Genomic DNA, 26,016 nt, shown 5'->3' with positions numbered 1-26,016 from the left:
CGGGAACGGCCCGGAGCAGATCCTGCGCCGGGCCAGCGTGACGGGCCGCCAACAGCCCGTCAAGCCAGATCAATTGTCGCCGCAACGGCTGCCAGATGCGCTGGCTGCACAGATATCACGTCCACCGCGATCCGAACGGGCCGTGGTTTGGATTTCACTGCGCGTTTCAACTTCAACACCGGTGGTTTGTACGACCTCTGGTGCGAAATCGTCCTCGATATAGGTGGGCTCTTCTTCCGTGCCCGACAGATCTTCACCGTCGATCACCTCGCCGCCGCAGGCCTCGCAGAAATCCGGGTCACCACCGGCCCACATGGTCTGGTCATCCTCGTCCACCGGCATCGGATCGACCAGCGCTTCACCGTCTTCATCATCGACAGGACCACCGATGTCACTGCCCTCATCTTCATCGCCACGGCAGTTTTCGCAATCGTCACGCCCATCGCCAGGGGCCACGCCATCGTCGGCATCCCCATCTGCGCCATCATCGGCAGCGCCGTCATCTGCGCCATCACCCGCACCGTTGTCAGTGCCTTCGTCCGCATCCCCGTCGCCATCCGCCGATGCCAACACCATCAAGCCAGCACCGGATTGGACCGGGGCAGCCTTCGTCAGTGTCAGCCAGCCGGCCGTCGTGGCACCGGGCAGCGCCAGAACCGGGCCTGCCATCATCGCGCACAGGGCAACACCTGCCATCAGCGCGCTGTTCATCCTGATCTTCATGTCACTCATTCTCCTGAAATGATCTGCTCGATCACTTGGTGGGTTCTGCCCGCATCCTTCCTGGTGTCTGGGTTGCCCCTTCCCCGGTATCTGATCCGTGCCCCCAGATCAGGCACCCGGAATGCACTGCGGTCCATTTCAAGCGCGGTATAAATTGGCCCTGGCTTTGAACGAATGACGGGCTAAACGATGGTTTATCCTGGGATGAGAGCCGCCCGGCCATGATCCGGCCCGGACTTTTTTCAATTCACCGGCACCTCAGCGCCGCCACCGGTGGAACAAGGCCAAGACGATCATTTTCGAAACCGGGCCATCCGCACCGCCGGCACGGCGTGATCGACTTGCCGCCGGGGCTGCACCGGGAGGTGACACAAGGTCAGCCACCAGATCGCAAAGACAAAAGCCGAGGCATTCAGCCTCGGCTTTTGCATGAATGATGGTGGGCGATAACGGATTTGAACCGCTGACATCTTCGATGTGAACGAAGCGCTCTACCGCTGAGCTAATCGCCCGATGCCGGGGTATCTACCGTCACTCGTCGGCCTCTGCAACCCCCTCAGGCGCATCTTTCCGGTTTTTCTTTTCGGCGGTTTTCCCATTGTCGGGTTTCAGTTTGATGACCATCATGCCACCTTCGCCCTCGCCCTTCTGGCGGCTGACCTTGGCCTTGCCCAAGGGCGGCAGGTTCAGGTCATGGCCCTTGGCAAGGGCCGCTGCCAGCGCGCTCAGCGTGGCTTCGATGGTTTCCTTGACGCCCTTCTTCTTGCCGCCGGTTGCTGCCGTGACCTGTTCGATCAGCGCACGCAGTTTCAGCACCTCGCCCGCCGGGCGGACCTTGGGTTCGGGCACATCGGCACTGACCACAGTTTCGGTGACAGCCGTTTCAGCCTGCGCCGCGACCTTGGCTGCACGCGGCTTAGCCTCTGCTTTTGAGGCGGCCTTGGGGGTGCTGCTGCGGGATTTGCTGCCGCGCACGGCACCGGGTTTCGCTTCTGATGGTCTGGTGGCCATTTCTGTCCCCATTGTTTCTTTTTCTGCAACGACAATAGGGGAGTTTTGGGGGGATGCCTAGCGGGCTTCATCCGCCAAGATGCGAAAGATTCGCGCAAAAAGGCGCGGTTTCCCGCGCCTTTCGCCATCTCGTCACGCGCTCTGTTCAGGGCAAGACGTCAATGCGCCGTCTGACCGGCCACGCTTTCGCCTGCCCCCTTGCGGGCGGCGGCGGCGGCCTCTTCGGCTGCCTCATCCCATTCCACCGGGTCGGGCTGACGCACCAGCGCATGGCGCAGCACTTCGCGCACATGGGTGACCGGGATGATGGTCATGCCCTGCTTCACGTTGTCGGGGATCTCGGCCAGATCCTTTTCGTTTTCCTGCGGGATCAGCACCGTCTTGATGCCGCCGCGCAGGGCTGCAAGCAGCTTCTCCTTCAGCCCGCCGATCGCGCTGGCATTGCCGCGCAGGGTGACTTCGCCGGTCATGGCGATATCCTTGCGCACCGGAATACCGGTCAGCACCGACACGATGGCCGTGACCATGGCAAGCCCGGCGCTCGGGCCGTCTTTCGGCGTGGCCCCATCGGGAACATGGACGTGAATGTCGATATTCTCGAACTTGGGCGGCTTCACCCCGATTTCCGGGCTGATCGACCGCACGAAGCTTGAGGCGGCATCGATGGATTCCTTCATCACATCGCCCAGCTTGCCGGTCGTCTTCATCCGCCCCTTGCCGGGCAGCTTCAGCGCCTCGATATGCAGCAAGTCACCGCCGACACTGGTCCAGGCCAGACCGGTGACAACACCGATCTGATCCTCGGCCTCGGCCAAACCATGGCGATGGCGCTGCACGCCCAGATATTCGCCGGCCTTGTCGGACGTCACTTCGACCGACTTCGCCTTCTTCTGCAGAATCTCGGTCACCGCCTTGCGGGCCAGTTTGGCAATCTCGCGTTCAAGGTTCCGGACACCTGCTTCCCGCGTGTAATAGCGGATCACATGGGTCAGCGCCTCGTCGCTGATGCTGAACTCACCCTTGCGCAGCCCGTTCGCCTCGATCTGCTTGGGCACCAGATGCTGCCGCGCGATTTCGCGCTTTTCATCTTCGGTATAGCCCGCAAGGCTGATGATCTCCATGCGGTCCAGCAGCGGGCCGGGCATGTTGTAGCTGTTGGCCGTGGTCAGGAACATCACGTTCGACAGATCGTATTCCACTTCCATATAGTGGTCCACGAAGGTCGCGTTCTGTTCCGGGTCCAGCACCTCCAGCATCGCGCTGGCCGGGTCACCGCGGAAATCCTGCCCCATCTTGTCGATTTCATCGAGCAGGATCAGCGGGTTGGTTGTCTTGGCCTTTTTCAGCGCCTGAATGATCTTGCCGGGCATCGACCCGATATAGGTGCGCCGGTGGCCACGGATTTCGGATTCGTCGCGCACGCCACCAAGGCTGATGCGGATGAATTCGCGCCCCGTCGCCTTGGCAACCGAACGGCCCAACGAAGTCTTGCCGACACCCGGAGGGCCGACGAGGCAGAGGATCGGGCCTTTCAGCTTGGCCGAGCGTGCCTGCACCGCCAGATATTCGACGATGCGTTCCTTGACCTTTTCAAGGCCATAGTGATCGGCATCCAGAACCTTCTGCGCGGCGTTCAGGTCTTTCTTGACGCGGGATTTCACGCCCCACGGCACGCCCAGCAGCCAATCCAGATAGTTGCGCACGACCGTCGCCTCGGCGCTCATCGGCGACATGGATTTGAGCTTTTTCAGCTCGGCATCCGCCTTTTCGCGCGCCTCTTTCGACAGGTCGGTCTTGCGGATCCGCTCTTCCAGCTCGGCCAGTTCGTTCTGGCCGTCCTCGCCATCGCCCAGTTCCTTCTGAATGGCCTTCATCTGCTCATTCAGATAGTATTCGCGCTGCGTGCGCTCCATCTGGCTCTTGACGCGCGACTTGATCTTCTTTTCCACCTGCAGGACGGACATTTCGCCCTGCATATGGCCATAGACCTTTTCCAGCCGTTCGGCCACGTCAAGCGTTTCCAGCAGTTCCTGCTTTTGCGCCACCGGAATGCCCAGATGGCCTGCCACCAGATCGGCCAGGCGCGCAGGTTCGCGCGTGTCCGATACGGCAGCCAGCGCTTCTTCGGGGATATTCTTCTTGATCTTGGCGTAGCGTTCGAATTCTTCCGCCACACCGCGCAGCAGCGCATCAACCACCGCCTGATCGCCGGGGGTTTCGTCCAGCGGCTCGGCCGTGGCTTCAAAGAAGCTGTCATTGGGCAGGAAGCCGGTGATCTTCACCCGGGTCTTGCCTTCCACCAGCACCTTTACAGTGCCGTCGGGCAATTTCAGCAATTGCAGCACATTGGCCAGAACGCCATTGCGGTAGATGCCCTCGGCGGTCGGATCATCGACCGTCGGGTCCATCTGGCTGGACAGCAGGATCTGGCGGTCTTCGGCCATCACCTCTTCCAGAGCCCGCACAGATTTTTCCCGCCCCACGAACAGCGGCACGATCATGTGGGGAAACACCACAATGTCGCGCAGCGGCAGAACCGGGTAGCTGGGTGAGAAAGTCTCGCTCATTCGCGCATCCTTGTCTGGCAGGAAGGCAGCGGCCCCGGCATGCGGCAGCCCGGCCTCCCCCGTTTGGATACCATATCTGTGCGTCTGTCATGGAACTGTCAACCTGACCTTGCTTCACATTCGACGCATGGCCTGTCTTCCGGCATGGATTTTGCCGCAACGCGGCGTCGTGATCGGGGCATGAACAGGTCAAAATCAGGCCACAATCGCCTGCGACTGTTTCCTGATCGGGCTGTAATCCCGGCCCTTTGAAGGGAGATAATGAGTATGTTCGGCTTTCTGAACCGCAAACCCAAGACCCCTGCCCTGTCCGGTCTTCTGGCCGAATGGCTGCAGGCACCCACAGTCGTGTTGCAACGCCAAGCCCAACAGCGCCGGGCCTGGCCCGAACAGGTGGTGGCCCGTCTGCTGGAGGGGCTCATCACGCAAGGCAGTTTCGTGGGTGCGCTGGATGCGCTGCCGGGGTTTGAATCCCGCGCCATGCCGGCGGGCATCCATTGCCTGCGTCATTCCGGGCAATTGGCGGGCGCGATCCTGACCGATTGTTCCGCTGCGTTGCATTTCGCCCAGCCGGGTTTGGGGATCTTTGCCGAAACCATCGCCGCCCCCGTGCTGGCCGCACATCTGGGCCAATGGCCCGACTGGAGTTCCGAAGACTCCACCGGCATGACTGCCGCAATCTGGCTGACCCCGACCCTGGTGCTGGATGTCGCGCTGGCCGAAGGTCCGGTCGATCCGTTGTTCATCGGGCAAACCCTTCCGGGCGTCACCCTGACACTGGCCCTGCGCCCCGCTGCCTGAACAGCGGGGCCCGTCAAACCGTGTCTCAGGCCTTGTCTGCCGGCTTTTCCGAAGCGGCAGGCCCCGGTTCCGCCACATCGTTCAGCACGCCTGCCAGACCATCCTCCAGACTGATCCCCAGTTCGGCGCCCAGCTTCTTCATCACCGGCAGTTGCAGCGCGGCCCCCAGCATGGCGTCAAAAGCCTGATTGACCGGGGCCTTGCTGCCACCAGCCTCGGCCATCACTCCGCCCTGCCCCAGACCGGTGATCTGGTTGATGCGGATGGAATCGATCTTTTCGGCCGGTTTCACCATTTCCTGCACGATCTTCGGCATGGCTTCCAGACGGGCCAGCGCCACGCGCATGGCAATGATTTCCGGCGACAGCGTATTTTCCGAATTGGCCAACGCCTGCCGCCCCTCGGCCTCGGCCAGAAGATCGGCCTTCTTCGCCTCGGCGCGGATGGTGACGGCATCGGCCTCGGCCTGCGCCTCTTCGCGCAGCGCGGCGGCACGGTCTGCTGCTGCCGCACGCTCGGCCTCGGCGGCCAGACGAATCCTGGTCCCCTCGCGTTCAGCCTCGCGCCGGGCTTCGATCACCGCGATTTCCTTGTCGCGTTCAGCCTGCGCCAGGGCGCGCGCCGTTTCGATCGCCTCGGAGGCCTTGACCGCCTCGGCACGGGCGGCATCGGCACTGGCGCGGGCACGGCTTTCCGCCTCGGATTTCTGGTTGATCACGATCTGGCGATCCTGATTGGCCACCTCGATTTCACGTTCCTTGGTGATCTGGGCCTCTTCCATCGCCCGGGCGCGGGCGATTTCTGCGGTCTCGATCTCCTGCTCGCGGCGGATGCGGGCGCGTTCCTTCTCTGATTCCGCCGCTTCGCGCGACCGGGCGATTTCGGCATCCTGCGCGGCCTTCAACTGCTCGATCTCCAGCGTCCGGGCGATGCGAGCCTCTTCCTCGTCGCGGGCGATCTGCATTTTCAGCTTTTCGGCCTCCATCGCCGACCGGCGCACCGACACATCGGCCTCGGCATCAATCTGGGCGCGTTCCTTCTTTGAGGTGGCAATCACCTCGGCCAGCTTGCGCATCCCCACCGCGTTGAAGGCGTTGTTTTCATCCAGCGCCGAAAACGGGGTCTGGTCCAGCGCGGTCAGCGACACGCTTTCCAGTTCCAGCCCGTTCTTGAGCAGATCATTCGATACCGCATTCTGCACCTCCTGCACGAATGAGGTGCGGTTTTCATGCAGTTCATCCATCGACATCCGGGCCGCGACCGCGCGCAGACCATCAATCAGCTTGCCCTCGATCATTTCGCGCAGCGCATCGACATTGAAGGTCTTTTCGCCCAGCGTCTGCGCCGCGCGGCTGATGCCATCTTCGGTGGCCTGTACCGAGACATAGAATTCGGCCCCCACATCGACGCGCATCCGGTCCTTGGTGATCAGCGCCCCTTCTGAGGCGCGCTTCACCTCCAGCCGCAGTGTTTTCATGTTCACCGGGCTGATTTCGTGCAAGAGCGGGATCACGATGGCCCCGCCATCCATGATGACGCGCTTGCCCCCGGCGCCGGTCTTCACAAGGCTGATTTCACGCGTGGCCCGGCGATACAGCCGACCCAGGATCAGCCCGATCAGCAGCAGAAAGGCGACAATGGCGCCGATGATGACAAGGTAGGTGGTCAAGGGCATGCGGGCCTCCTGATCTGGCGGTTAAGATGAATAAGGGGTCATGCAGTGGCAATGATGCGCAGAACCCATTGGTCTGGCGCGGCACGCAGGCGCAGGGTCAGCACCTCGGTTCCTTCGGGAATGCTGTCATGGTCCTGCAATGGTTCGCAGCGCAGGAAGTGCAGGTTGCCATGGCGGTCATGCAGCCGCACCTCGGCGGGCGAACCACGCCGGGCAATGCCCTGGGTAACAACACCGCGCAGCCCCCCCATGAACTGGGCCCGGGTGGCCGTGGTTTCATCCTTGGGCAACAACCGGGCAAACCCGCGCGCAAAGCCCCGGGCAAAGCCAAGCCCCAGACCAAGCGCAACCGGCACGGCGAAAACCGCCGACATCGGGCTGCCTGCAACTGCGGTCCAAGCCCCTTGCAACGCAATCCCTGCGACGCCAAAGCCGGTCAGCGCGGCAGCGAACCACAGCATGAAGGGCGTGGCCCCCAGCCCCAGAAATCCGGCAAGGCCCGGTTGCGGCAGATCGGCTGGCAGATCAGCCGGGCTGTCTGCCGCCGCGAGCAGGCTGGTCAAATCCGGCGTCTCGCCCGGTTCCACATCGAACAACCCCATGCCGCCGGGTTCCAACTCGGGCCCTGCATCCGACAGAAACAGAGAACTGCCCAGAAGCAGGGCCGCCAGTTCCACCAAAAGCAGAGCGACCAGCACCCCCAGGGCCAGCGAAAACGCGATATAGGGGCCGGAAAACAGCAGCGTCATCCCATCTCCTCGGTTGTGCGGATTGGACAATGTTCGCCCATCCACCTCTGACGCAATTGTGAATGCCGGAGCGCATTTTCAATCCTTTGTGCGCCAGAAATCCCGAATATGGGGCTGCGTCAACCGGATCAAAGCGGATCAATATCCCCTGCGGCCCGCATGGCGTGGAAATCGGCCACAAAGCCCGCCAGACGCTGCCCGGCAATCGCATCGCGCAGACCCTGCATCAGATCCTGATAATAGTGCAGGTTGTGCCAGGTCAGCAGCATCGAGCCGATGATTTCGTCCGCCTTGACCACATGATGCAGATAGGCGCGGCTGTAATTGCGGCAGGCCGGGCAGGTGCAGGCCTCGTCCAGCGGGCGGGGATCATCCTTGTGGCGGGCGTTCTTCAGGTTCACCGCGCCGCGCCGCGTCCAGGCCTGGCCGGTGCGGCCCGACCGTGACGGCAGCACACAATCCATCATGTCGATGCCGCGTTCCACTGCGCCGACGATGTCATCGGGCTTGCCCACGCCCATCAGGTAGCGCGGCTTGTCTTCAGGCAGCAAACCGGGGGCATAGTCCAGCACGCCGAACATGGCCTCCTGCCCTTCGCCCACCGCCAGACCGCCGACGGCATAGCCGTCAAAACCGATCTCGCGCAGTTTGGCAGCGCTTTCCTCGCGCAGGTCACGCGTCACGCCGCCCTGCATGATGCCAAACAGCGCATGGCCCGGCCGGTCGCCAAAGGCATCGCGTGATCGTTGCGCCCATCGCATCGACAATTGCATGGATTTCGCCACTTCCGCCTCGGTGGCGGGCAGTGCCGGGCATTCGTCGAAACACATCACGATGTCAGACCCCAGCAGGCGCTGGATTTCCATGCTGCGCTCGGGCGTCAGCATGTGCTTTGATCCATCGACATGGCTGGAAAAGCGCACGCCCTCTTCGGTCAGCTTGCGCAGACCAGACAGGCTCATCACCTGAAATCCGCCGGAATCGGTCAGGATCGGGCGCTCCCAGTTCATGAAGCGATGCAGCCCGCCCAAGGCCGCGATGCGTTCGGCTGTGGGGCGCAGCATCAGGTGATAGGTATTGCCCAGCAGAATATCGGCTCCGGTCGCACGCACGCTTTCCGGCATCATCGCCTTCACCGTGGCCGCCGTTCCCACCGGCATGAAGGCGGGCGTGCGTATCTCGCCGCGCGGGGTGGAAATCACGCCGGTGCGCGCACGACCATCGGTGGCGGCAAGCTGAAACTGAAAGCGGGCGGTCATCGGTCGGGTTCCCTCAACAAACGCCGCCTTCTGCCGCAAAACCAGCTCTTTGCCAAGCACAGACCGGCAAGCCCCCCTTCCGGCGAAAAAGCGCGGCCCGGATCCCCGGGCCGCCAGTCCGGGGTCTTATCGGATGCCCGCGCGTTCCAGGCGCGGCAGCACCTCGTCGCGGAAATAGGGAAACTCGGCCAGATAATCGACAAAGCTCAGCGTCGTGCCGGCAAAGCCCGCCCCATGCAGCCGCAAGATACCCGCCGCCACCTGATCGGGCGTGCCCACCAACGGATAGCCGCCATGCCCCATGGCAAAGAGATGCTTGATCTGCGCCAGCAGATCATGCGGAAAGCTGTGGGCATGGGCAAATTGCAGGTTCACCAGATTGTCCACTGCCGCATGATCGCAGTTTTCCACCGCTGTATAATGCAGAAACTCTTGTGCTTCGGCCTCGGTCGGGCGGCAGATCACATGGCTGAATGTCAGCACATCGACCTTGCGGCCCTTGGCTTGGGCCTGCGCCTTCAGATCAGCGATTTCGGTCTTTGAGCGGTCCAGATCAATGGCCGGGGTGAACAGGAAATCGGCATTGTCGGTGGCAAAGCCCCTGCCTTGCGGGCTGCCTGCGGCGTTCAGGATCGGCACGGTGCCCCGCTGCGGCCTTGGATCGCCTTTCACCTTCCGGGCCTTGAAGAACCGGCCCTCCCAATCGAAGTGCGTCTCGGCGGTCCAGAGCTTGCGCACCAGATCAAACCATTCCTGCGCATAGGCATAGCGGGTTTCATGGTCATCGGGCAGGTTCAGCCCGAGCGCCTCATATTCCGGCTTGTTCCATCCCGCGACGATGTTCAGACCGGCCCGGCCATGGCCGATCTGGTCGATGGTGGCGATCTGCTTGGCCACCACCACGGGATGATTGGCCGCCGTATGGATGGTGGCAAAAACCGAAATGTCCTTCGTCGCCGCCAGCAAGCCGGCGGCCCAGGTCATCGTTTCCAGCACACCGCCATGAAAGTCCGTTTCGCCCCCATAGCCGATCCAGCGCGCAATCGGCAGCATGAAGTCGATCCCCGCCGCATCCAGCATCCGTGCCAGCGCCAGGTTGTTGTCCCAGCTGTTGACCCAGCGTTCGGCGATCTTCGTGGGCGTCATGCCCGAAGAACAGTTGGTCGAAAATGTGCCCAGGCGAAAGCGATCGCCCGACAGTATCGGGTGGTGTGTCATGATGTTCGTCCTGTTGGAGATTTTGATTTATTTTATGATTGAAAGTCTATCGTAAATTCGCGTTGCGTCAACAGGCTTGCCACGCCATCCTGCGCTGATCCCGAAAGGAAGCGGCATGGCGCGGAAACCCCTTCAAACTCAAAGCATTGTCACGAACGACAAGCATGACCGGCGCTGGCATCTGGCCGAAAGCGCCGTCGAGGTGGATACGACAGAACTGGAATTCGCCTTGATGCGCGCCTTCGAAGGATTCGGGCGCTGGCAATCGGAATGTCTGGCCTCGGTCTCCGAAGTGGCGGCCAGCGGCCCCGAAAACGCCATGCTGCACATCATCCGCATGAATGACCGGCCCAAAAGCCTGAAGGATCTGGCGCGGCTGACCAATCGCGACGATGTGCCCAACATCCAGTATTCGCTGCGCAAGCTGATCGGGGCGGGGCTGGTGTTGCGCAAGGGCGCGGGACGGTCGGGGGTCAGCTATGAGGTGACAGACCTGGGCCGCCAGGTGACTGACGATTACGGCACTTTGCGCCGCCGCCTTCTGATCGAGGCGATCACCACCCTGCCCGGCTTTTCCGCCCGCCTGCAAGATGCGACACGCACGCTGAACCTGCTGTCAGGCATCTATGAAGAGGTGGCGCGCGCAGCAGCCACCCACCGGCATTGACCGGGCAGCTCTGTCACAGTGATCTGGATGTTTGGTCGGGGCGGCGGGATTCGAACTCGCGACCTACGGTACCCAAAACCGTCGCGCTACCAGACTGCGCTACGCCCCGACTGCGGGCTTCCTAACCGGTTGTTACCGGGATGGAAAGCCCTAATCTTGCCCGCAAGGCCAGGCGGCCGTCGCGGCAGAAATGGCCGGATGGCGCAGCTCGGCCCCCGGGGCAATGCCGATGGCCTTGGCCAGTCCGGCATTGATCTCAAGCACATAGGCCACGCCCTGACCGCCGTCGATGGGCGTTTCATCCTGCGGCACGGCACCGGAATGCACATGGGTGACCCGGCCTGACGCATCGGCAAAGATCATGTCCAGCGGGATCAAGGTGTTCTTCATCCAGAAGACCGCGCGCTGCGGTTGCGGATAGACAAACAGCATCCCCGCCCCACGCGCCATGCTTTCGCGAAACATCAGGCCCTGAGCCCGCTCTCCGGCTTCATCGGCGACTTCGACATGGAACTGCGCCGCCCCAAAGGGGCCACGCAATTGCACGGTTTCAGGCGCACAACCCGAGGCGGCCAAAGCCACCCCCGGCCAGAGCGCGGCGAGCATGATCACTGATGCGCTTCGCGCGCCGCTGCTTCCCACGAAACCACCTGTACGGCCATGCGGCCACGCTTGCCTTCGATGATGCGCAGACAGACTGCTTCGCCTGCGGCCAGATCGGCAAAGCCTGACAGGCGCAGCACCTCGATATGGATGAACACATCCTCGGGCCGTCCGAAAACATTGGCAAAGCCGAAGCCCTTGCCCTTGTCGAACCATTTCACCCGGGCCGGTTCCATCGGCCGTGCGGCGATTTCTTCCGGTGTGGCCAGACCATGTTCCTCGCCCAGTGGGAAAGAAACGCCTGCCGGAGGTTCGATCTTCAGCACTTCGACCGCCTGAACCCCGCGTTGGGTATTCTGCACCATCACGCTGATGCCGGTCCCGTCCGCAACCGAGCTCTGGCCGTAATTGCGCAGAACATTGGCATGCAGCAAGATGTCGGAACCACCTTCCTCGGCCACGATAAACCCGAACCCTTTGGCCGGATCAAACCATTTTACCTTGCCATGCACCACACGCGGCATGACGACGTTCTCTTCTGACATATGAGAGCCATTTCCCCAGATAAGACCCCTCGGCATTAGTCATTCGAGCAAACTGAACGCGTATTCAAGCGAAAAACACCGAAAGTTTACGCGCCGGTTTTCACGAAGCGTGAAAATCAAGGGTTCAGCCGCTCGATTTTCCACTCAGTTTCAACCCGATCGCGCCGCCAGCGAAAGCGGTCGTGCAACCGGAAGGCCCCATCGGCCCAGAACTCGATTTCCACAGGCTGAATGCGGAAGCCGCCCCAGAACGGCGGGCGCGAAGGATTCGGCCCTTTGGTCGCCGTCACCTTCGCCACCTCTGCCATCAGCGCCATCCGCGACCCCAAAGGCCGCGACTGGCGGCTGGCCCAGGCCCCCAGCCGCGACTGCAGGCTGCGGCTGGCATAATAGGCATCGGCCTGCGGGCCTTCCTCACGGCTGACCTCGCCGCGCACCCGGATCTGCCGACGCAGCGATTTCCAGTGCATCACGAAAGCCGCCTTGCCCGAGGCCGCCAGTTCCTCGCCCTTGGCACTTTCGTAATTGGTGTAAAAGACAAAGCCCCCCGCGCCTTCGGTTTCGATCTCCTTGAGCAAAACCATGCGCACATTGGGCAGGCCCGCCGCATCGACCGTGGCCAGCGCGATGGCGTTCGGATCATTGGGTTCCTGCGCCTCGGCCTCGGCCAGCCAGGACCGGGCCAGAACGAAAGGATTGTCTCCCGCGAAGATGCCGCCACGATCCATTCCGCTATCCTTTCACAACGTCACTCGCAAAGAGCCTGTCACCGCGCGCAGGCAGGTGCAAGAGCAACTAATGCGGCAAATCGGTCAATCAAGCCCGGCACAGCCTGCCATCCGGACCGCACCGGCCATCGGCCCATCATGCCCGGCCTTGATGCTCTGGGGCGTATCGCCTAAAGCTTGCCGCAAAGACCGCAATGGAAAGACGGGGGAAGACATGGCGAACGGGCTGCTGGCGGGAAAGCGCGGGCTCATCATGGGGCTGGCCAATGACAAGTCGATCGCCTGGGGCATCGCCAAGGCCTGTGCCGATCAGGGCGCGGAACTGGCCTTCTCCTATCAGGGCGATGCGCTGAAAAAGCGGGTCGAACCGCTGGCAGCCAGCATCGGCTCGGATTTCCTGGCCGAATGCGATGTGGCCGATGAAGCCAGCCTGGACGGCCTGTTCACCGCCATCAAGGATCGCTGGGGCGGATTGGATTTCGTGGTCCATGCCATCGGCTTTTCCGACAAGTCAGAATTGCGCGGCCGCTATGTCGATACCACGCGCGGCAATTTCGGCATGACCATGGATATCTCGGTCTATTCCTTCACCGCTGTGTGCCAGCGGGCCTGCGCGATGATGGGGCCGGGCGGCAGCCTGCTGACGCTCACCTATTACGGGGCCGAAAAGGTGATGCCGCATTACAATGTGATGGGCGTGGCCAAGGCCGCGCTGGAGGCTTCGGTGAAATATCTGGCCGAGGATCTGGGCAAGGACGGCATTCGCGTGAACGCGATTTCCGCCGGGCCGATCAAGACGCTAGCCGCCTCGGGGATTGGCGATTTCCGCTATATCATGAAGTGGAACGAGCTGAACTCGCCGCTCCGCCGCAATGTGACACAGGAAGAAGTCGGGAAAGCCGCGCTTTACCTCTTGTCCGATCTGGGCTCCGGCACCACGGGCGAAAACCTGCATGTCGATGCAGGCTACCATGTCGTGGGCATGAAGGCGGTGGATGCACCCGATATTGACGTGGTCACCGGGCGGAAAGACTGATGCTGGAACTGGCAGGCCCTTTCACCGTCATGGTCGCCACGCTGACGCTGGCCATCCTGTCACCCGGGCCTGCCATCATCGCGGCGATGCAGACATCTTTTGCCCGCGGGCGCACCGTTGCTGTGCCCTATGGCGTTGGGCTGGCCGTTGGCGCATCAGTCTGGTGTCTGTTTGCGCTGGCCGGTCTGACCGTGCTGTTCCAACTGGTGCCCGCCCTCTATGTTGCGCTGAAGATCTTCGGCGGGCTTTATCTGCTGTGGATGGCCTGGGGGCTCTGGCAGAGTGCCCCACATCCGATGCCCGAGGCTGCACGGGCACGGTTTGGCACGGGATTCTGGGGTGGCATCGCGCTGAACCTGTCAAACCCGAAACCGGCACTGTTCTATTCCGCCCTGATCGTGGCGCTGTTCCCGGGGCCACAACCCCTTGGCGCACAGGCCGCGATCTATGCCACGGCGGTTGGCACCGAATTGTTCTGGTATGTGGCGATCACCTCCGCCATGTCCACCGCCCCCCTGCGCCGCCGTTACGCTTCTGCCAAGCTCTGGCTGGATCGCGGGGCGGCCTTGCTGCTGGGGCTGCTCGGGCTTGGCCTGCTGGCCGAAACCGCGCGCGAAACCCTGATCGAAACCGCCTGAGGAGAAAGGCCAGACCATGATCGACCGCCTGCCGCATGAAAAGGGCTTCCATGTCAGCTGGGACCAGATCCATCGCGACGCCCGCGCACTGGCCTGGCGCATGGACGGCAAGGGGCCGGACAATGGCGCCTGGAAGGCGGTGGTCGGCATCACCCGCGGCGGCCTTGTGCCCGCCATGATCGTCAGCCGCGAGCTGGACATCCGCGTCGTCGATACGATCAGCGTGAAAAGCTACAGCCATCAGGACCGGTCCGAAGCCGTGGTGACCAAAAGCCCGCAGGCCGACCTGATGGGCGATGGCACCGGCATCCTGATCGTGGATGATCTGGTGGACAGCGGCAAGACGCTGGAACTGGTGCGCAGCCTCTATCCCAAGGCGCATTTCGCCACCGTCTATGCCAAACCGCATGGCAAGCCGCAGGTGGATACCTATGTGACCGAAGTCAGCCAGGACACCTGGATCTTCTTCCCTTGGGACATGGCGCTGCAATATGTGCAGCCGATGCGCGGGAAAGACTGACGTTGCAAGGGGGCGCTCGCGCCCCCTCTTGGCCTTGCGGCCAATTCACCCCCTGAGGATATTTTTGAACAGATGAAAGCGGGGGGACCGCTTGGTGTTTCATCTGTTCCCAAATATCCTCGGGGGGAGGCCCGACAGGGCCGAGGGGGGCAGACAGCCCCCCTGCCCCCTCATCCGCCAGCACGAACCGGAGCTGTCCATGTCCCTGCCCCTGAACCCCGCCATGGCCGCCACCTTTGCCCCGCCGGTGATGGAGGCGCGGCGTTGGTTGCAGGGTGTGACCTTCACGCATGACAGGCCGCTCATCAATGTGAGCCAGGCCGCGCCGGTCGAAAGCCCGCCCTTGGGTCTGCGGCAGGCTCTGGCTGAAGCCGCGCTCTCGGAAGGGGCGGCGCATCTTTATGGCCCGGTGCTGGGTCTGCCCGAGCTGCGGGCCGAGATCACGGCGCAATGGTCGGTCGCCTACGGCGGCGCGATCAGCGCTGATCAAGTGGCGATCACCCAAGGCTGCAATCAGGCCTTCACCGCCGTGATGTCCACCCTTGCGGGGGCCGGGGATGAGGTGATCCTGCCGACACCGTGGTATTTCAACCATAAAATGTGGCTCGATATGCAGGGCGTGCATGCTGTGCCGCTGGCCACTGGCGCCGACCTGCTGCCCGATCCCGAGAAAGCGGCGGCCCTCATCACGCCGCGCACCCGTGCCATCGCGCTGGTCAGCCCGAACAACCCCGGCGGGGTGGAATATCCGCCCGCCCTGATTGCGGCTTTCCGTGATCTGTGCCGCGCGCGCGGCCTTGCGCTGATCCTCGATGAGACCTACCGCGATTTCGACAGCCGGGATGGGCGGCCCCATGATCTCTTCACCGATCCGGATTGGGATGATGTGCTGATCCATCTCTATTCCTTCTCCAAGGCCTACCGCCTGACCGGGCACCGTGTCGGCGCGGTGGTGGCCAGCGCGCGCCAACTGGCCGAGGTGGAGAAATTCCTCGATACCGTCGCCATTTGCCCCGGCCAGCTGGGCCAGATCGGCGCACTTTGGGGGATGCGGAACCTCAGCCAATGGGTGGCGGGCGAACGGGCCGAGATCCTGCGCCGCCGCGCAGCCATGGTCGCGGGCTTCTCTGCCCTGCCCGACTGGCGGCTGATGGGATGCGGGGCCTATTTCGCCTATGTCGAACATCCCTTTGCCAGTGCCTCGCCCGAATTGGCGCAGCGCATGGTGCGCGAGGCGGGCGTTCTCATGCTGCCCGGCACCATGTTCCAGCCCGACAGCCACGCAGAGGGCGCGCGCCAGTTCCGCATCGCCTTTGCCAATGTCGATGAAACCGGGATCACTGCGCTTTTTGACCGGCTGGCAGGCTTTGCCGGCTGACGACCACTGGCCCTTGCCGGGCCGGGGGCAACTGCTTAGAACCGTGCAAACCCCGATCGCTTTTGGGCGCGGGTCTCCGAACAGACAGGCATGACATGACACAGCAAGACGACAGCGACAGCCCGAAACGCAAGCGCCGTGGGTCTTCGGTCATGGCCTGGCTGTTGATGGGCATGCTGGTGGCCGGTCTGGGCGGCTATGGCGTGACGAATTTCGGCGGCAACCTGCGCAGCATCGGCAAGGTCGGCGACCGTGACATCCCGCTCAACCGCTATGTCCGGGGTCTGCAGGGCGAGATGCAGGCCTTTGGCGCACAGGTCGGCACCCAGATCGGCATGGCCGAGGCGTTGCAACTGGGGCTGGATGCACGCGTGCGCCAGCAACTGGTGACCCAGACGGCGCTTGATAACGCCAATGATCGGATCGGCCTGTCGATGGGCGATACCCGGCTGGCGGCTGAACTGACATCAATGCCCAGCTTCAAGGGGGCAGATGGCAATTTTGACCGCGAAACCTATCGCTTCACGCTGCAGCAGAACAACCTGACCGAAGCCGAATTCGAATCCGGTCTGCGCGACGATATGGCCCGGGCGCTGTTGCAGGGGGCCATCGGGTCGGGTTTTGCCGCCCCGGCCCCGATGACCGACAAGCTCTTGGCCTATGTGGCGGAGCGGCGCGGGTTTTCCCTGCTGAAACTGACCGAGGCGGATCTGTCCACGCCGCTGCCCGCCCCGGATGAGACCGCGCTGAAAGCGCATTACGATGCCAATATCGCGGCCTTCACCCGGCCCGAGGCCAAGCGCATCGCCTGGGCCGCCCTGCTGCCCGAGGCGCTGGCCGCGACGCTGCCGGTGGATGAGGCGGAACTGCGCAAGCTGTATGACTCGCGCCTTGCCGAATACGTCAAACCGGAACGGCGGCTTGTCGAACGGCTGGTCTTTGGCAGCGACGAAGAGGCGGCGGCGGCGAAGGCCCGTCTTGATGCCGGCGAAAGCTTTGAAACGCTGGTCAGCGAACGCGGTCTGCAGCTGATCGACATTGACCTGGGCGATCAGTCGCAGGAGGAACTGGGTACCGCGGGCGCGGCGGTCTTTGCCTTGGCCGAACCGGGCGTCGTCGGGCCTCTGCCGTCGGATCTGGGCCCGGCACTGTTTCGGATGAATGCGATTCTGGCTGCCGAAGAAACCAGCTTTGACGAGGCCAAGGCCGACCTGACGACCGAATATCAGCTGGATGCCGCCCGCCGTGCCATTGGCGACCGGCTGGAGGCCATCGACGATGCGCTGGCTGGCGGTGCCACGCTGGAAGAACTGGCCAGGGAACAGGCGATGGAACTGGGCCGGATCGATTTTTCGGGCGCATCCGATGACAAGATCGCGGGCTATCCTGCCTTTGTCGAAGCCGCCAACAAGATCGCCGAAGGCGATTTCCCCGAGGCCATCGCCCTGGATGATGGCGGCGTGGTTGCCCTGCGGCTGGATGAGATTGTGCCCGCCGCGCCCATCCCGTTTGACGAGGCCCGCGAAGCCGTCACCGAAAGCTGGCAGCGCGAGGCCCTGCGCAAGGCGCTGGCCGCCCGTGCCGCCGAGGTGCAGACCGCCATTGCGAATGGCACGGCAATCGGGGCCCATGGCATCGTCAGCGTGACACCTGAAATCGCCCGCGATGGCTTTGTCGAAGGGGCCCCTGCCGGACTGATGCCGCTGGTCTTCGGCATGGCGGAGGGCGCGACAGAGGTGATCGATCAGCCCGATTGGGTCGGTCTGGTGCAGCTGGATCGTATCCTGCCCGTGGATATGGCCAGCCCCGACGCCGTGGCCCTGAAAGCTGCCATTACAGCCCAGGTCGAACAGGCCTTTGCGCAGGATGCCTTTACGCTGTTCGGTGCGGGCGAAGCCGCACAGGCAGGCATCCAGCTGGATCAGACGGCGATTGACGCCGTCCATGCGCAGATGCGCTGAAGGCCGGACCATGACGATGATCTCCTCCTTCGAGACCTTCGAACGTGGCTGGACTGCTGGCCGGAACCAGTTGGTCTATGCCCGGTTGGCCGCCGATCTGGATACGCCGGTCAGCCTGATGCTGAAACTGGGCGAAGCGCGCGCCGATACCTTCATGCTGGAAAGCGTGACCGGGGGCGAACTGCGCGGACGCTATTCCGTGGTGGGGCTGAAACCCGATCTGATCTGGCGCTGCCGGGGCGAAGCATCGGAGATCAACCGCGAGGCACGCTTCGATCCGATGGCGTTTCAGCCACTGGACGGCCATCCGCTCGACACGCTGCGCAGCCTTCTGGCCGAATGTCGGATTGATATGCCCGATGATCTGCCCGCCATCGCGGCGGGGCTGTTCGGCTATCTGGGCTATGACATGATCCGGCTGGTGGAACATCTGCCCGATGTGAACCCTGATCCCCTGGGCCTGCCCGATGCGCTTCTGATGCGGCCTTCGGTGGTGGCGGTGCTGGACGGGGTCAAGGGCGAGGTCACGCTGGTCGCGCCCGCCTGGGTGGGTTCGGGCCTGTCGGCCCGCGCGGCCTATGCGCAGGCCGCCGAGCGCGTGATGGATGCGCTGCGCGATCTGGACCGCGCGCCCCCCGCGCAACGCGATCTGGGCGAGGCTGCACCTGTCGGCGCACAAGTGTCGAACTTCACCCATGAGGGCTACAAGCAGGCGGTCGAGAAGGCCAAGGACTATATCCGCGCGGGCGACATCTTTCAGGTCGTGCCCTCGCAGCGCTGGACGCAAAGCTTCGCCCTGCCGCCCTTTGCCTTCTACCGCTCGCTGCGGCGCACCAACCCCTCGCCCTTCATGTTCTTCTTCAACTTCGGCGGCTTTCAGGTGGTGGGCGCAAGCCCCGAAATCCTCGTGCGGCTGCGCGAGGGCGAGGTGACCATCCGCCCGATCGCAGGCACCCGCAAACGCGGCGCCACGCCCGAGGAGGACAAGGCGCTGGAGTTGGACCTGCTGGCCGACAAGAAGGAACTGGCCGAACATCTGATGCTGCTCGATCTGGGCCGCAATGATGTGGGCCGGGTGGCGAAGATCGGCACGGTGAAACCGACCGAGAAATTCATCATCGAACGCTACAGCCATGTGATGCACATCGTGTCGAATGTGGTGGGCGAGATTGCCGAGGGGCAGGATGCGCTCTCGGCCCTGCTGGCGGGCCTGCCTGCGGGCACGGTTTCGGGCGCACCCAAGGTTCGCGCGATGGAAATCATCGACGAGCTGGAGCCGGAAAAGCGCGGCGTCTATGGCGGCGGGGTGGGCTATTTCGCGGCCAATGGCGAGATGGATTTCTGCATCGCGCTGCGCACCGCCGTGCTGAAGGATGAGAAGCTCTACATTCAGGCAGGCGGCGGCGTGGTCTATGACAGCGACCCAGAGGCCGAGTTCCAGGAAACCGTGAACAAATCCAAGGCGCTGCGCCGCGCCGCCGAGGATGCGGGCCTGTTCGCCCGCCGCAGCAACAGCTGACCCATGGTCCCGGGGGGCTGTCTGCCCCCCGGGACCATGATCTTACTCCGCCGCCTCCAACACCGCCGTCAGCGGGGCCAGTGCCACCGACCCGGCCCGGCCCTCGATCGACCATTCAAGCAATGCGGCGATGGTCTCCGCTCTGGCAGTGCCATAGACCACCACCCGCCCGTCCTGAGCGGCCTTGAAAGCGGCGCGGTCAAGATAGCGGCGCATCACGGGCGCGGTTTCGCCTTCGGCATCGATCTGGCGGAAGATCAGGGCCGAGGGCACCGCTTCGCGCCGGGCCAGTTGTTCGCCGGCATTCAGCCCCCGGTCAAAGGTCACCAGCCCACGCCCCTGATCCTTGATGAGCGGCACAAGATCGGTGGACAGCGTCCGGTCATTCTGAAAGCCATCGACCGGCAGGTCGATCACGGCGACGGCCTGCGGCACCGCGCTGGCATGAGAACCGAAGGTCACCTGCAGGTCGCTGGCCTTGGCCCCGGCCGGGATGGCGGTGGCCAGCATCGCCACTTCCTTGCCCGCCTTGCGATAGGTTTCGGCCAGCGCCGTCACCCCCGGTGCCGTCGGGTCCAGCGCGATGGTCACAGGCAGCGGCAGTGCCGCCAGCCCTGTGCGATCCAGATCGGCGCGGCCATCATCGGCCAGAATGATGGCAAAACGCGGCTTGCCCGCCGGATTGTCGAAGGCTTCTGCATGCCGTTTGACAGGCGGGGCGTCTTCACCCAGCCCCGGCTCTGCCGCGGGTTCTGCGGGTGGGGTCACGCCGATGGCTGGCAGATTGCCCACGGTCACACCTTCGACTGGTTTGCCAAAGCCCGGTTCGGGCCGATCCAGCAGCGGCTCGGCAGGGGCTGGCGGTTCTGTCGGCGCGGGGTCCGGCAGGGTCGGTTCAACGACCTCCAACTCGGGGGCCAAAGGCGATCCGGGCGGCACCTCGCCCGGCAGCGGGGCCAGAATGGCCTGTTCTTCGGGCGTGAGCGGCGGCACCGGTGGCGGTTCGGCCCCTGCAGGCGAGGGGTCGGCAGCGCGGTCGAGCCCCACGGCCAATTCGGTCGGATCGGGCTCGGCCACCGGTGCGGGCTCTTGCGGCACCGGTTCCGGCGCGGCCTCAGATTGAGCCGGGGGCGCGGGTTCCAGCGGCGCTTCGCTGACGGCTGCAGTGGGCGGCGGGGCGGGTGGCTCCGGTTCGGGCGCGGCTGCGGGCTCTGCCACCACGGCCTGTTCCGACGCGGGGGCGGGCTCCGCCTCGGTCGGGGTTTGCGGGTCCATGGCAGGCTCTGCCACTTCTGCCGTCTCTGGCATCACCGCAGGGTCGGCCCCGGCGCTTTCGCCCCGCTGCGGGAGCGGGGCCAGTTGCGACACCACGCCCAGACCCAGAACCGACACCACGCTGCCCACAAGCAACCCTGACAGATACCCGCGCATTCCTGCCTCCACACCACTCCGGCGGTTGTCCCGCCGCTTGCCTTGTTGCGCGCCCGGTTTGGCTTGACCTTCCGGCGCGGCTGGCCCCATGTATAGCGCGACGATGCGCGGGGTTCACCCCCTTGCGTGAGCTTTGTTGAAGGCCTGCCCCGAATGCTGCTTCTGATCGACAATTACGACAGTTTCACCTACAATCTGGTGCATTATCTGGGCGAGCTGGGGGCCGATATCCGCGTTGTCCGCAATGACGCGCTGGATGTGCAACAGGCCATGGCCCTGCGCCCCGAGATGATCGTGCTGTCACCCGGCCCCTGCGATCCGGCACAGGCGGGTATCTGCATTCCGCTGACCCATGCCGCAGCCGAGGCCCGCATTCCGCTCTTGGGCGTCTGCCTGGGCCATCAGACCATCGGCGAGGCCTTTGGCGGCCGGGTCATTCGCTGCCATGAAATCGTGCATGGCAAGATGGGCACCATGCATCATGCCGACAAAGGGATTTTCCGGGGTCTGCCCTCGCCGTTCCTGGCCACCCGGTATCACAGCCTTGTGGTGGAACGTGACAGCCTGCCCGATTGCCTGGAGGTCACCGCATGGCTGGACGACGGCACGATCATGGGGCTGCGCCACAAGACGCTGCCCATCGAAGGCGTGCAGTTCCACCCCGAAAGCATTGCTTCTGAACACGGCCACCAGTTGCTGAAGAACTTCCTCGACATGGCAAAGGTGGCGGCATGACCGACCGGCTGAAATCGCTGATCGGCACTGCGGCCGCCCGCCCGCTGACCCGGGACGAAGCCGAAACCGCCTTTGCCGCGCTGTTTGAAGGCGAGGCGACACCGGCCCAGATGGGCGGCTTTCTGATGGCGCTGCGCACGCGGGGCGAAACGGTGGATGAATATGCCGCCGCCGCATCCGTCATGCGCGCCAAATGCCATGCCGTGCATGCGCCCACTGGCGCGATGGACATCGTGGGCACGGGGGGGGATGGGAAGGGGACGCTGAACATCTCCACCGCCACGGCCTTTGTGGTGGCGGGTTCCGGCGTCGTGGTGGCCAAGCATGGCAACCGGAACCTGTCGTCGAAATCAGGTGCGGCGGATGCGCTGATCGAACTGGGCCTGAATGTGATGATCGGGGCCGAGATCGTCGAACGCTGTCTGGACGAAGCCGGGATCGGCTTCATGATGGCACCGATGCACCACCCCGCCATGCGCCATGTCGGCCCGGTGCGGGCAGAGCTTGGCACCCGCACCATCTTCAACATCCTGGGGCCGCTGACCAATCCGGCCGGGGTGAAACGGCAATTGACCGGCACCTTCAGCCCGACCCTGCTGCGCCCGATGGCCGAAACCCTGCTGGCGCTTGGGTCGCACAAGGCCTGGCTGGTCCATGGCGGGGATGGCACGGACGAGCTGTCCATCGCCGCACCCTCGCAGGTTGCGGCTTTGGAGAACGGGGCGATCCGCGAATTTTCGATCCACCCCGAGGATGCGGGCCTGCCGGTACATCCTTTCGAGGCGATCCTGGGCGGCACACCCGCCGAAAACGGGGCCGCTTTCCGCCGCCTGATGGAGGGCGAGACCGGGGCCTATCGCGATGCCGTGTTGCTCAATTCCGCGGCTGCGCTGATGGTGGCGGATCGCGCCACCAGCCTGGCCGAAGGGGTGGAAATTGCGCGGGACTCGATCGATTCAGGTCGCGCCCTGGCCAAGGTGGAGGCGCTGGTCGCGCTGACCAACGCGTGATCCCTGCCCCGCCCGAAAGCTGGGCCGATCTGCCCTTTTTCCGGCAGGACTGGCCTGCTTTGGCGGCCCGTCTGGCCATGGCCCCCGACTGGCAGCCCGCCGATCCGTTTCGCGCGCTGCGGCTCACCCCGCGCGAAGCGGTGCGGGTGGTGATCCTTGGGCAAGACCCCTATCCGACACCGGGCCGGGCCACGGGACTTGCCTTCGGCTTTCCGCCGGGGGCACCGCCGCAACATTCGCTGAAGAACATCCTGACCGAATTGCACAGCGATCTGGGACTGTCGCGCCCCGATGGCGATCTGGCGGGCTGGGCCAGGCAGGGCGTCTTGCTGCTGAACACCGTGCTGACCGTGCCATCTGGCCAGTCGAATGGCCACAAGGGCTGGGGGTGGGAGACACTGGTGGCGCAGATCATCGCCGCAACCGCCGCCGATGGGCCACGCGCCTTCCTGCTCTGGGGGGGGCCTGCGCAAAAGCTCTGCGCCCGCGTGCCACGCGACGGGCATTTGTTCGTGGAAAGCCCGCACCCCTCGCCGCTGTCGGTCTATCGGGGCTTTTTCGGCAGCCGCCCTTTCAGCCGGGTGAATGACTGGCTGGTGGCACAGGGCAGCAGCCCGATCGACTGGGCTGCCTGATCCTTCGACCGATCTGGCGGACCCCCAACGCTTTTGCCGGGTTTTCAAGCCCGCCCCTGCGGGGTAATGCTGCGGAAAGGAGTCTTGCCATGCCTACCATTCTTGACCGCATCAAGGCCTACAAGCTTGAGGAAGTGGCCGCGCGCAAGGCCGCCCGTCCGGTGGCCGATCTGGAAGCCGCAGCCAAAGAAGCACCGCCCCCGCGCGGCTTTGCCAAGGCGCTGCGGCAGGCGACCGGCACCGGCTATGGCCTGATTGCCGAAATCAAGAAGGCCAGCCCATCCAAGGGTCTGATCCGCGCCGATTTTGACCCGCCCGCCCTGGCCCGCGCCTATCAGGAGGGCGGTGCCACCTGCCTTTCGGTGCTGACCGACGGGCCGTCCTTCCAAGGCGACGATGCCTTCCTGACCCAGGCCCATGACGCAACCACCCTGCCCTGCCTGCGGAAGGATTTCATCTATGATCCCTACCAGATCATCGAGGCCCGCGCGCTGAAGGCCGATTGCATCCTGCTGATCATGGCGTCGCTGGACGATGCGCAGGCGGTCGATCTGGAACAGGTGGCCATGGATCAGGGCATGGATGTGCTGATCGAGGTGCATGATCGTGCCGAACTTGACCGCGCCGCACGGCTGAAATCGCCCTTGCTGGGGATCAACAACCGCAACCTGCACAGTTTCGACGTGACGCTGAACACCACCCGCGATCTGGCCCGCCGCGCGCCCGAAGACCGCCTGATCGTGTCGGAAAGCGGCCTGTTCACCCCCGCCGATCTGGCCGACATGGCGCAATATGGCGCGCGCTGCTTCCTGATCGGCGAGGCGCTGATGCGGCAGCCCGATGTTGCCGCCGCCACCCGCGCCATTCTGGCCAATCCGCTGGTCGCACAAGGGGGCGCATGATGGCGCTGAGCCATTTCGATGCCGAGGGCCGCGCCCATATGGTCGATGTCTCGGAAAAGCCCGTGACCGCGCGGCTGGCCGTCGCGCGGGGCGAGGTGCGGATGACCGCCGAAACTTTGGCGCTTGTGATCGAGGGCCGCGCCGACAAGGGCGATGTGCTGGGAATTGCGCGGCTGGCGGGGATCATGGCGGCCAAGCGCACCGCCGACCTGATCCCACTGTGCCACCCGCTGCCGATCACCAAGGTTGCTCTGGATCTGACGCCAGACCCGGCCCTGCCCGGCGTGGTGGTGCAGGCCACCGTCAAGACCGGCGGCCAGACCGGGGTGGAGATGGAGGCGCTGACTGCGGTTTCCGTGGCCTGCCTGACGGTGTACGATATGCTGAAGGCCGCCGAAAAATCCATGCAGATCGAAGGGATACGGCTGGTTCTTAAAGAAGGCGGGAAATCCGGCCGCTATGAGGCGCAGCCATGATCTCGGTTGAAGAGGCCCTGGATCGTGTTCTGGCCTTGGCCCGCCCGATGGGTGTGGAAGAGGTGCCGCTGGCCGAAGCCCATGGCCGTTGGCTGGCCCATGCGGCCGTGGCCCGGCGCGATCAGCCGCCCTTCGACGCCTCGGCCATGGATGGCTATGCCGTGGCTGGCCCGGCTCCGCTGGCTGCGCGGTTCCGGGTGATCGGCGAAGCGGGCGCAGGCCATGGCTTTGCGGGGCATTTGGCGCCGGGCGAATGCCTGCGCATCTTCACCGGCGCACCGGTGCCACAGGGCGCGACCCGTGTCGTCTTGCAGGAAAATGTGCAGCGCGACGGCGAGATCATCACGATCGCCGAGACATCGGAGAACGACAATATCCGTCTGCGCGGAAGTGATTTTGCTGCCGGGGCCGAGGTCGGGCCGCGCAGGCTTTCGGCCAATGATCTGGCGCTGCTGGCTGCCATGAACGTGCCGCGCCTGACCGTGCGCAAAAAGCCGGAACTGGCAATCATCGCCACGGGCGATGAACTGGTCATGCCGGGCGAAGAGCCCGGGCCGGATCAGATCATCGCATCGAACTCATTTGCGATCAAAGCCCTGGCCGAGATGGCGGGCGCGCGGGTGCGCCTGCTGCCGATTGCCCGCGATACCGAGGCCAGCCTGCGCGCCGTCTTTGAACTGGCGCGCGGCGCCGATCTTGTGGTGACGATCGGCGGCGCTTCGGTCGGCGATCATGACGTGGTGGCACGGCTGGCCGAAAGCCTTGGGCTTGACCGCGATTTCTACCGCATCGCCATGCGCCCCGGCAAACCGCTGATGGCCGGGCGTCTGCACGGCGCACCGATGCTGGGCCTGCCCGGCAATCCGGTGTCGGCCATCGTCTGCGCCCATCTGTTTCTGCTGCCGCTGATCCGCGCCATGCAGGGCGATCCCACCCCCCGCCCGCAACCGCGCCACGCCATGCTGGCCTGCGACACCGGCCCGACCGGGCCACGCACACATTACATGCGGGCGCATTTGTCGGCAGGCCCGAACCTGCCGCATATCACCCCGTTCCGCGATCAGGATTCCGCCTTGTTGGGCGTGCTGAGCCAGGCAGATGCCCTGCTGATCCGTCCTTTGGGCGACGGCCCCCGCGCCGCCGGAGAGCGTGTCGAATATTTGCCGATCTGATCTGGGGGCTTGACACAAACCGGGAACGCGGGCAGAACATTATGCAAACACGCCACA

Annotated in this window: 25 protein-coding genes and 2 tRNA genes; 14 read left to right on the top strand and 13 right to left on the bottom strand. The window is 64.1% G+C overall.

All coding sequences use genetic code 11. The features are described from left to right. Positions 1 to 69: 69 nt before the first annotated feature. From V6590_RS05090 to lon, 4 genes are all read right to left on the bottom strand, one after another. On the bottom strand, positions 70 to 723 hold the full coding sequence (locus V6590_RS05090; protein ID WP_335420501.1) for a hypothetical protein: 654 nt from the start codon (positions 721 to 723) through the stop codon (positions 70 to 72). Between the two features lie 437 nt (positions 724 to 1,160). Then, a tRNA-Val gene (locus V6590_RS05085) sits at positions 1,161 to 1,235 on the bottom strand. A 19-nt stretch (positions 1,236 to 1,254) separates the two neighbouring features. Beyond that, a complete protein-coding gene (locus V6590_RS05080) occupies positions 1,255 to 1,734 on the bottom strand; it encodes an HU family DNA-binding protein (protein WP_335420498.1) in 480 nt (159 codons plus the stop codon). Positions 1,735 to 1,892: 158 nt separating this feature from the next. Next, positions 1,893 to 4,301 carry an endopeptidase La gene (gene lon, locus V6590_RS05075; protein WP_335420495.1) on the bottom strand — a complete coding sequence of 803 codons (2,409 nt, stop codon included), beginning with the start codon at positions 4,299 to 4,301 and terminating at the stop codon, positions 1,893 to 1,895. 267 nt (positions 4,302 to 4,568) lie between these two features. Here lon and V6590_RS05070 point away from each other — a divergent pair, with 267 nt between their 5' ends. Further along, positions 4,569 to 5,102 (top strand): hypothetical protein, encoded by a 534-nt coding sequence (locus V6590_RS05070; protein WP_335420493.1) that lies wholly within the window; start codon positions 4,569 to 4,571, stop codon positions 5,100 to 5,102. Positions 5,103 to 5,127: 25 nt separating this feature from the next. On the opposite strand, the gene V6590_RS05065 is transcribed toward V6590_RS05070, so the two are convergent. The 4 genes from V6590_RS05065 to V6590_RS05050 form a co-directional block, all read right to left on the bottom strand. After that, positions 5,128 to 6,777, bottom strand: coding sequence for a flotillin family protein (locus V6590_RS05065; RefSeq protein ID WP_335420490.1), 1,650 nt, complete (start codon positions 6,775 to 6,777; stop codon positions 5,128 to 5,130). Positions 6,778 to 6,815: 38 nt separating this feature from the next. After that, on the bottom strand, positions 6,816 to 7,526 hold the full coding sequence (locus tag V6590_RS05060; RefSeq protein WP_335420487.1) for an OB-fold-containig protein: 711 nt from the start codon (positions 7,524 to 7,526) through the stop codon (positions 6,816 to 6,818). Between the two features lie 128 nt (positions 7,527 to 7,654). Beyond that, a complete protein-coding gene (tgt, locus tag V6590_RS05055) occupies positions 7,655 to 8,785 on the bottom strand; it encodes a tRNA guanosine(34) transglycosylase Tgt (protein ID WP_335420484.1) in 1,131 nt (376 codons plus the stop codon). A 126-nt stretch (positions 8,786 to 8,911) separates the two neighbouring features. Further along, on the bottom strand, positions 8,912 to 10,003 hold the full coding sequence (locus tag V6590_RS05050) for an LLM class flavin-dependent oxidoreductase (protein ID WP_335420481.1): 1,092 nt from the start codon (positions 10,001 to 10,003) through the stop codon (positions 8,912 to 8,914). 115 nt (positions 10,004 to 10,118) lie between these two features. On the opposite strand from V6590_RS05050, the gene V6590_RS05045 reads away from it, so the two are divergent. Next, positions 10,119 to 10,670 (top strand): winged helix DNA-binding protein, encoded by a 552-nt coding sequence (locus V6590_RS05045; protein WP_335420478.1) that lies wholly within the window; start codon positions 10,119 to 10,121, stop codon positions 10,668 to 10,670. Positions 10,671 to 10,702: 32 nt separating this feature from the next. Here the strand turns inward: V6590_RS05045 and V6590_RS05040 are convergent. From V6590_RS05040 to pdxH, 4 genes are all read right to left on the bottom strand, one after another. Then, positions 10,703 to 10,779: transfer RNA gene (locus V6590_RS05040), tRNA-Pro, on the bottom strand. A gap of 41 nt (positions 10,780 to 10,820) precedes the next feature. After that, entirely contained in the window at positions 10,821 to 11,276 is a 456-nt protein-coding gene (locus V6590_RS05035; RefSeq protein WP_335420870.1) for a DUF192 domain-containing protein, read from the bottom strand. A gap of 2 nt (positions 11,277 to 11,278) precedes the next feature. After that, the gene (locus V6590_RS05030; RefSeq protein ID WP_335420475.1) at positions 11,279 to 11,818 is read right to left on the bottom strand and encodes a cold-shock protein; all 540 of its coding nucleotides are present in this window, start codon (positions 11,816 to 11,818) and stop codon (positions 11,279 to 11,281) included. Positions 11,819 to 11,934: 116 nt separating this feature from the next. Next, positions 11,935 to 12,546 (bottom strand): pyridoxamine 5'-phosphate oxidase, encoded by a 612-nt coding sequence (gene pdxH, locus V6590_RS05025; protein ID WP_335420472.1) that lies wholly within the window; start codon positions 12,544 to 12,546, stop codon positions 11,935 to 11,937. A 214-nt stretch (positions 12,547 to 12,760) separates the two neighbouring features. Here pdxH and fabI point away from each other — a divergent pair, with 214 nt between their 5' ends. The 6 genes from fabI to trpE all read left to right on the top strand — a co-directional run bounded on the left by fabI (position 12,761) and on the right by trpE (position 19,598). After that, complete coding sequence (gene fabI, locus V6590_RS05020) at positions 12,761 to 13,582, top strand: enoyl-ACP reductase FabI (protein WP_335420469.1); 822 nt, start codon at positions 12,761 to 12,763, stop codon at positions 13,580 to 13,582. After that, a complete protein-coding gene (locus tag V6590_RS05015) occupies positions 13,582 to 14,220 on the top strand; it encodes a LysE family translocator (RefSeq protein ID WP_335420466.1) in 639 nt (212 codons plus the stop codon). The genes fabI and V6590_RS05015 overlap by 1 nt, the downstream gene beginning before the upstream one ends. 16 nt (positions 14,221 to 14,236) lie before the next feature. Beyond that, positions 14,237 to 14,740, top strand: a complete 504-nt coding sequence (gene gpt, locus V6590_RS05010) for a xanthine phosphoribosyltransferase (protein ID WP_335420461.1) — start codon at positions 14,237 to 14,239, stop codon at positions 14,738 to 14,740. 199 nt (positions 14,741 to 14,939) lie between these two features. Next, on the top strand, positions 14,940 to 16,118 hold the full coding sequence (locus V6590_RS05005; protein ID WP_335420459.1) for an aminotransferase: 1,179 nt from the start codon (positions 14,940 to 14,942) through the stop codon (positions 16,116 to 16,118). 95 nt (positions 16,119 to 16,213) lie between these two features. After that, positions 16,214 to 18,079: a peptidylprolyl isomerase gene (locus V6590_RS05000; RefSeq protein WP_335420457.1), complete on the top strand. Its 1,866-nt coding sequence runs from the start codon at positions 16,214 to 16,216 to the stop codon at positions 18,077 to 18,079. 10 nt (positions 18,080 to 18,089) lie between these two features. After that, positions 18,090 to 19,598, top strand: coding sequence for an anthranilate synthase component I (gene trpE / locus V6590_RS04995; protein WP_335420454.1), 1,509 nt, complete (start codon positions 18,090 to 18,092; stop codon positions 19,596 to 19,598). 42 nt (positions 19,599 to 19,640) lie between these two features. Here trpE and V6590_RS04990 read toward each other — a convergent pair whose 3' ends face one another. After that, positions 19,641 to 21,029 carry a divergent polysaccharide deacetylase family protein gene (locus V6590_RS04990; RefSeq protein ID WP_335420452.1) on the bottom strand — a complete coding sequence of 463 codons (1,389 nt, stop codon included), beginning with the start codon at positions 21,027 to 21,029 and terminating at the stop codon, positions 19,641 to 19,643. A 153-nt stretch (positions 21,030 to 21,182) separates the two neighbouring features. Here V6590_RS04990 and V6590_RS04985 point away from each other — a divergent pair, with 153 nt between their 5' ends. The 6 genes from V6590_RS04985 (at position 21,183) to V6590_RS04960 (ending at position 25,959) form a co-directional block, all read left to right on the top strand. Beyond that, entirely contained in the window at positions 21,183 to 21,764 is a 582-nt protein-coding gene (locus tag V6590_RS04985; RefSeq protein WP_335420448.1) for an anthranilate synthase component II, read from the top strand. Beyond that, the gene (gene trpD, locus V6590_RS04980) at positions 21,761 to 22,774 is read left to right on the top strand and encodes an anthranilate phosphoribosyltransferase (protein ID WP_335420446.1); all 1,014 of its coding nucleotides are present in this window, start codon (positions 21,761 to 21,763) and stop codon (positions 22,772 to 22,774) included. Before V6590_RS04985 ends, trpD begins: the two co-directional genes overlap by 4 nt. Next, positions 22,774 to 23,409: a uracil-DNA glycosylase gene (locus tag V6590_RS04975; protein ID WP_335420868.1), complete on the top strand. Its 636-nt coding sequence runs from the start codon at positions 22,774 to 22,776 to the stop codon at positions 23,407 to 23,409. The genes trpD and V6590_RS04975 overlap by 1 nt, the downstream gene beginning before the upstream one ends. An 89-nt stretch (positions 23,410 to 23,498) precedes the next feature. Further along, positions 23,499 to 24,311, top strand: a complete 813-nt coding sequence (gene trpC / locus V6590_RS04970; RefSeq protein ID WP_335420442.1) for an indole-3-glycerol phosphate synthase TrpC — start codon at positions 23,499 to 23,501, stop codon at positions 24,309 to 24,311. Beyond that, positions 24,308 to 24,787, top strand: coding sequence for a cyclic pyranopterin monophosphate synthase MoaC (moaC, locus tag V6590_RS04965; protein ID WP_335420439.1), 480 nt, complete (start codon positions 24,308 to 24,310; stop codon positions 24,785 to 24,787). Before trpC ends, moaC begins: the two co-directional genes overlap by 4 nt. Further along, positions 24,784 to 25,959 (top strand): molybdopterin molybdotransferase MoeA, encoded by a 1,176-nt coding sequence (locus V6590_RS04960; RefSeq protein WP_335420436.1) that lies wholly within the window; start codon positions 24,784 to 24,786, stop codon positions 25,957 to 25,959. Before moaC ends, V6590_RS04960 begins: the two co-directional genes overlap by 4 nt. Positions 25,960 to 26,016: the final 57 nt, after the last annotated feature.

This window comes from Gemmobacter denitrificans (genome assembly GCF_036964905.1).
Classification (GTDB): Bacteria; Pseudomonadota; Alphaproteobacteria; order Rhodobacterales; family Rhodobacteraceae; genus Gemmobacter; species Gemmobacter denitrificans.
The sequence above is the reverse complement of the archived record's forward strand: the minus strand, read 5'-3'. Positions and strand labels throughout refer to the sequence as shown.

Bases quoted from the DNA above. Each gene is read 5' to 3' on its own strand.
- lon (WP_335420495.1), bottom strand. From the start codon at position 4,301: ATGAGCGAGACTTTCTCACCCAGCTACCCGGTTCTGCCGCTGCGCGAC.
- V6590_RS05035 (WP_335420870.1), bottom strand. From the start codon at position 11,276: ATGCTCGCCGCGCTCTGGCCGGGGGTGGCTTTGGCCGCCTCGGGTTGT.
- V6590_RS05050 (WP_335420481.1), bottom strand. From the start codon at position 10,003: ATGACACACCACCCGATACTGTCGGGCGATCGCTTTCGCCTGGGCACA.
- gpt (WP_335420461.1), top strand. From the start codon at position 14,237: ATGATCGACCGCCTGCCGCATGAAAAGGGCTTCCATGTCAGCTGGGAC.
- fabI (WP_335420469.1), top strand. From the start codon at position 12,761: ATGGCGAACGGGCTGCTGGCGGGAAAGCGCGGGCTCATCATGGGGCTG.
- V6590_RS05000 (WP_335420457.1), top strand. From the start codon at position 16,214: ATGACACAGCAAGACGACAGCGACAGCCCGAAACGCAAGCGCCGTGGG.
- V6590_RS05090 (WP_335420501.1), bottom strand. From the start codon at position 723: ATGAAGATCAGGATGAACAGCGCGCTGATGGCAGGTGTTGCCCTGTGC.
- V6590_RS05060 (WP_335420487.1), bottom strand. From the start codon at position 7,526: ATGACGCTGCTGTTTTCCGGCCCCTATATCGCGTTTTCGCTGGCCCTG.
- trpE (WP_335420454.1), top strand. From the start codon at position 18,090: ATGACGATGATCTCCTCCTTCGAGACCTTCGAACGTGGCTGGACTGCT.
- V6590_RS04985 (WP_335420448.1), top strand. From the start codon at position 21,183: ATGCTGCTTCTGATCGACAATTACGACAGTTTCACCTACAATCTGGTG.
- trpD (WP_335420446.1), top strand. From the start codon at position 21,761: ATGACCGACCGGCTGAAATCGCTGATCGGCACTGCGGCCGCCCGCCCG.
- V6590_RS05070 (WP_335420493.1), top strand. From the start codon at position 4,569: ATGTTCGGCTTTCTGAACCGCAAACCCAAGACCCCTGCCCTGTCCGGT.
- trpC (WP_335420442.1), top strand. From the start codon at position 23,499: ATGCCTACCATTCTTGACCGCATCAAGGCCTACAAGCTTGAGGAAGTG.
- V6590_RS05030 (WP_335420475.1), bottom strand. From the start codon at position 11,818: ATGTCAGAAGAGAACGTCGTCATGCCGCGTGTGGTGCATGGCAAGGTA.
- V6590_RS04960 (WP_335420436.1), top strand. From the start codon at position 24,784: ATGATCTCGGTTGAAGAGGCCCTGGATCGTGTTCTGGCCTTGGCCCGC.
- pdxH (WP_335420472.1), bottom strand. From the start codon at position 12,546: ATGGATCGTGGCGGCATCTTCGCGGGAGACAATCCTTTCGTTCTGGCC.
- V6590_RS05015 (WP_335420466.1), top strand. From the start codon at position 13,582: ATGCTGGAACTGGCAGGCCCTTTCACCGTCATGGTCGCCACGCTGACG.
- moaC (WP_335420439.1), top strand. From the start codon at position 24,308: ATGATGGCGCTGAGCCATTTCGATGCCGAGGGCCGCGCCCATATGGTC.
- tgt (WP_335420484.1), bottom strand. From the start codon at position 8,785: ATGACCGCCCGCTTTCAGTTTCAGCTTGCCGCCACCGATGGTCGTGCG.
- V6590_RS04990 (WP_335420452.1), bottom strand. From the start codon at position 21,029: ATGCGCGGGTATCTGTCAGGGTTGCTTGTGGGCAGCGTGGTGTCGGTT.
- V6590_RS05080 (WP_335420498.1), bottom strand. From the start codon at position 1,734: ATGGCCACCAGACCATCAGAAGCGAAACCCGGTGCCGTGCGCGGCAGC.
- V6590_RS05045 (WP_335420478.1), top strand. From the start codon at position 10,119: ATGGCGCGGAAACCCCTTCAAACTCAAAGCATTGTCACGAACGACAAG.
- V6590_RS05065 (WP_335420490.1), bottom strand. From the start codon at position 6,777: ATGCCCTTGACCACCTACCTTGTCATCATCGGCGCCATTGTCGCCTTT.
- V6590_RS05005 (WP_335420459.1), top strand. From the start codon at position 14,940: ATGTCCCTGCCCCTGAACCCCGCCATGGCCGCCACCTTTGCCCCGCCG.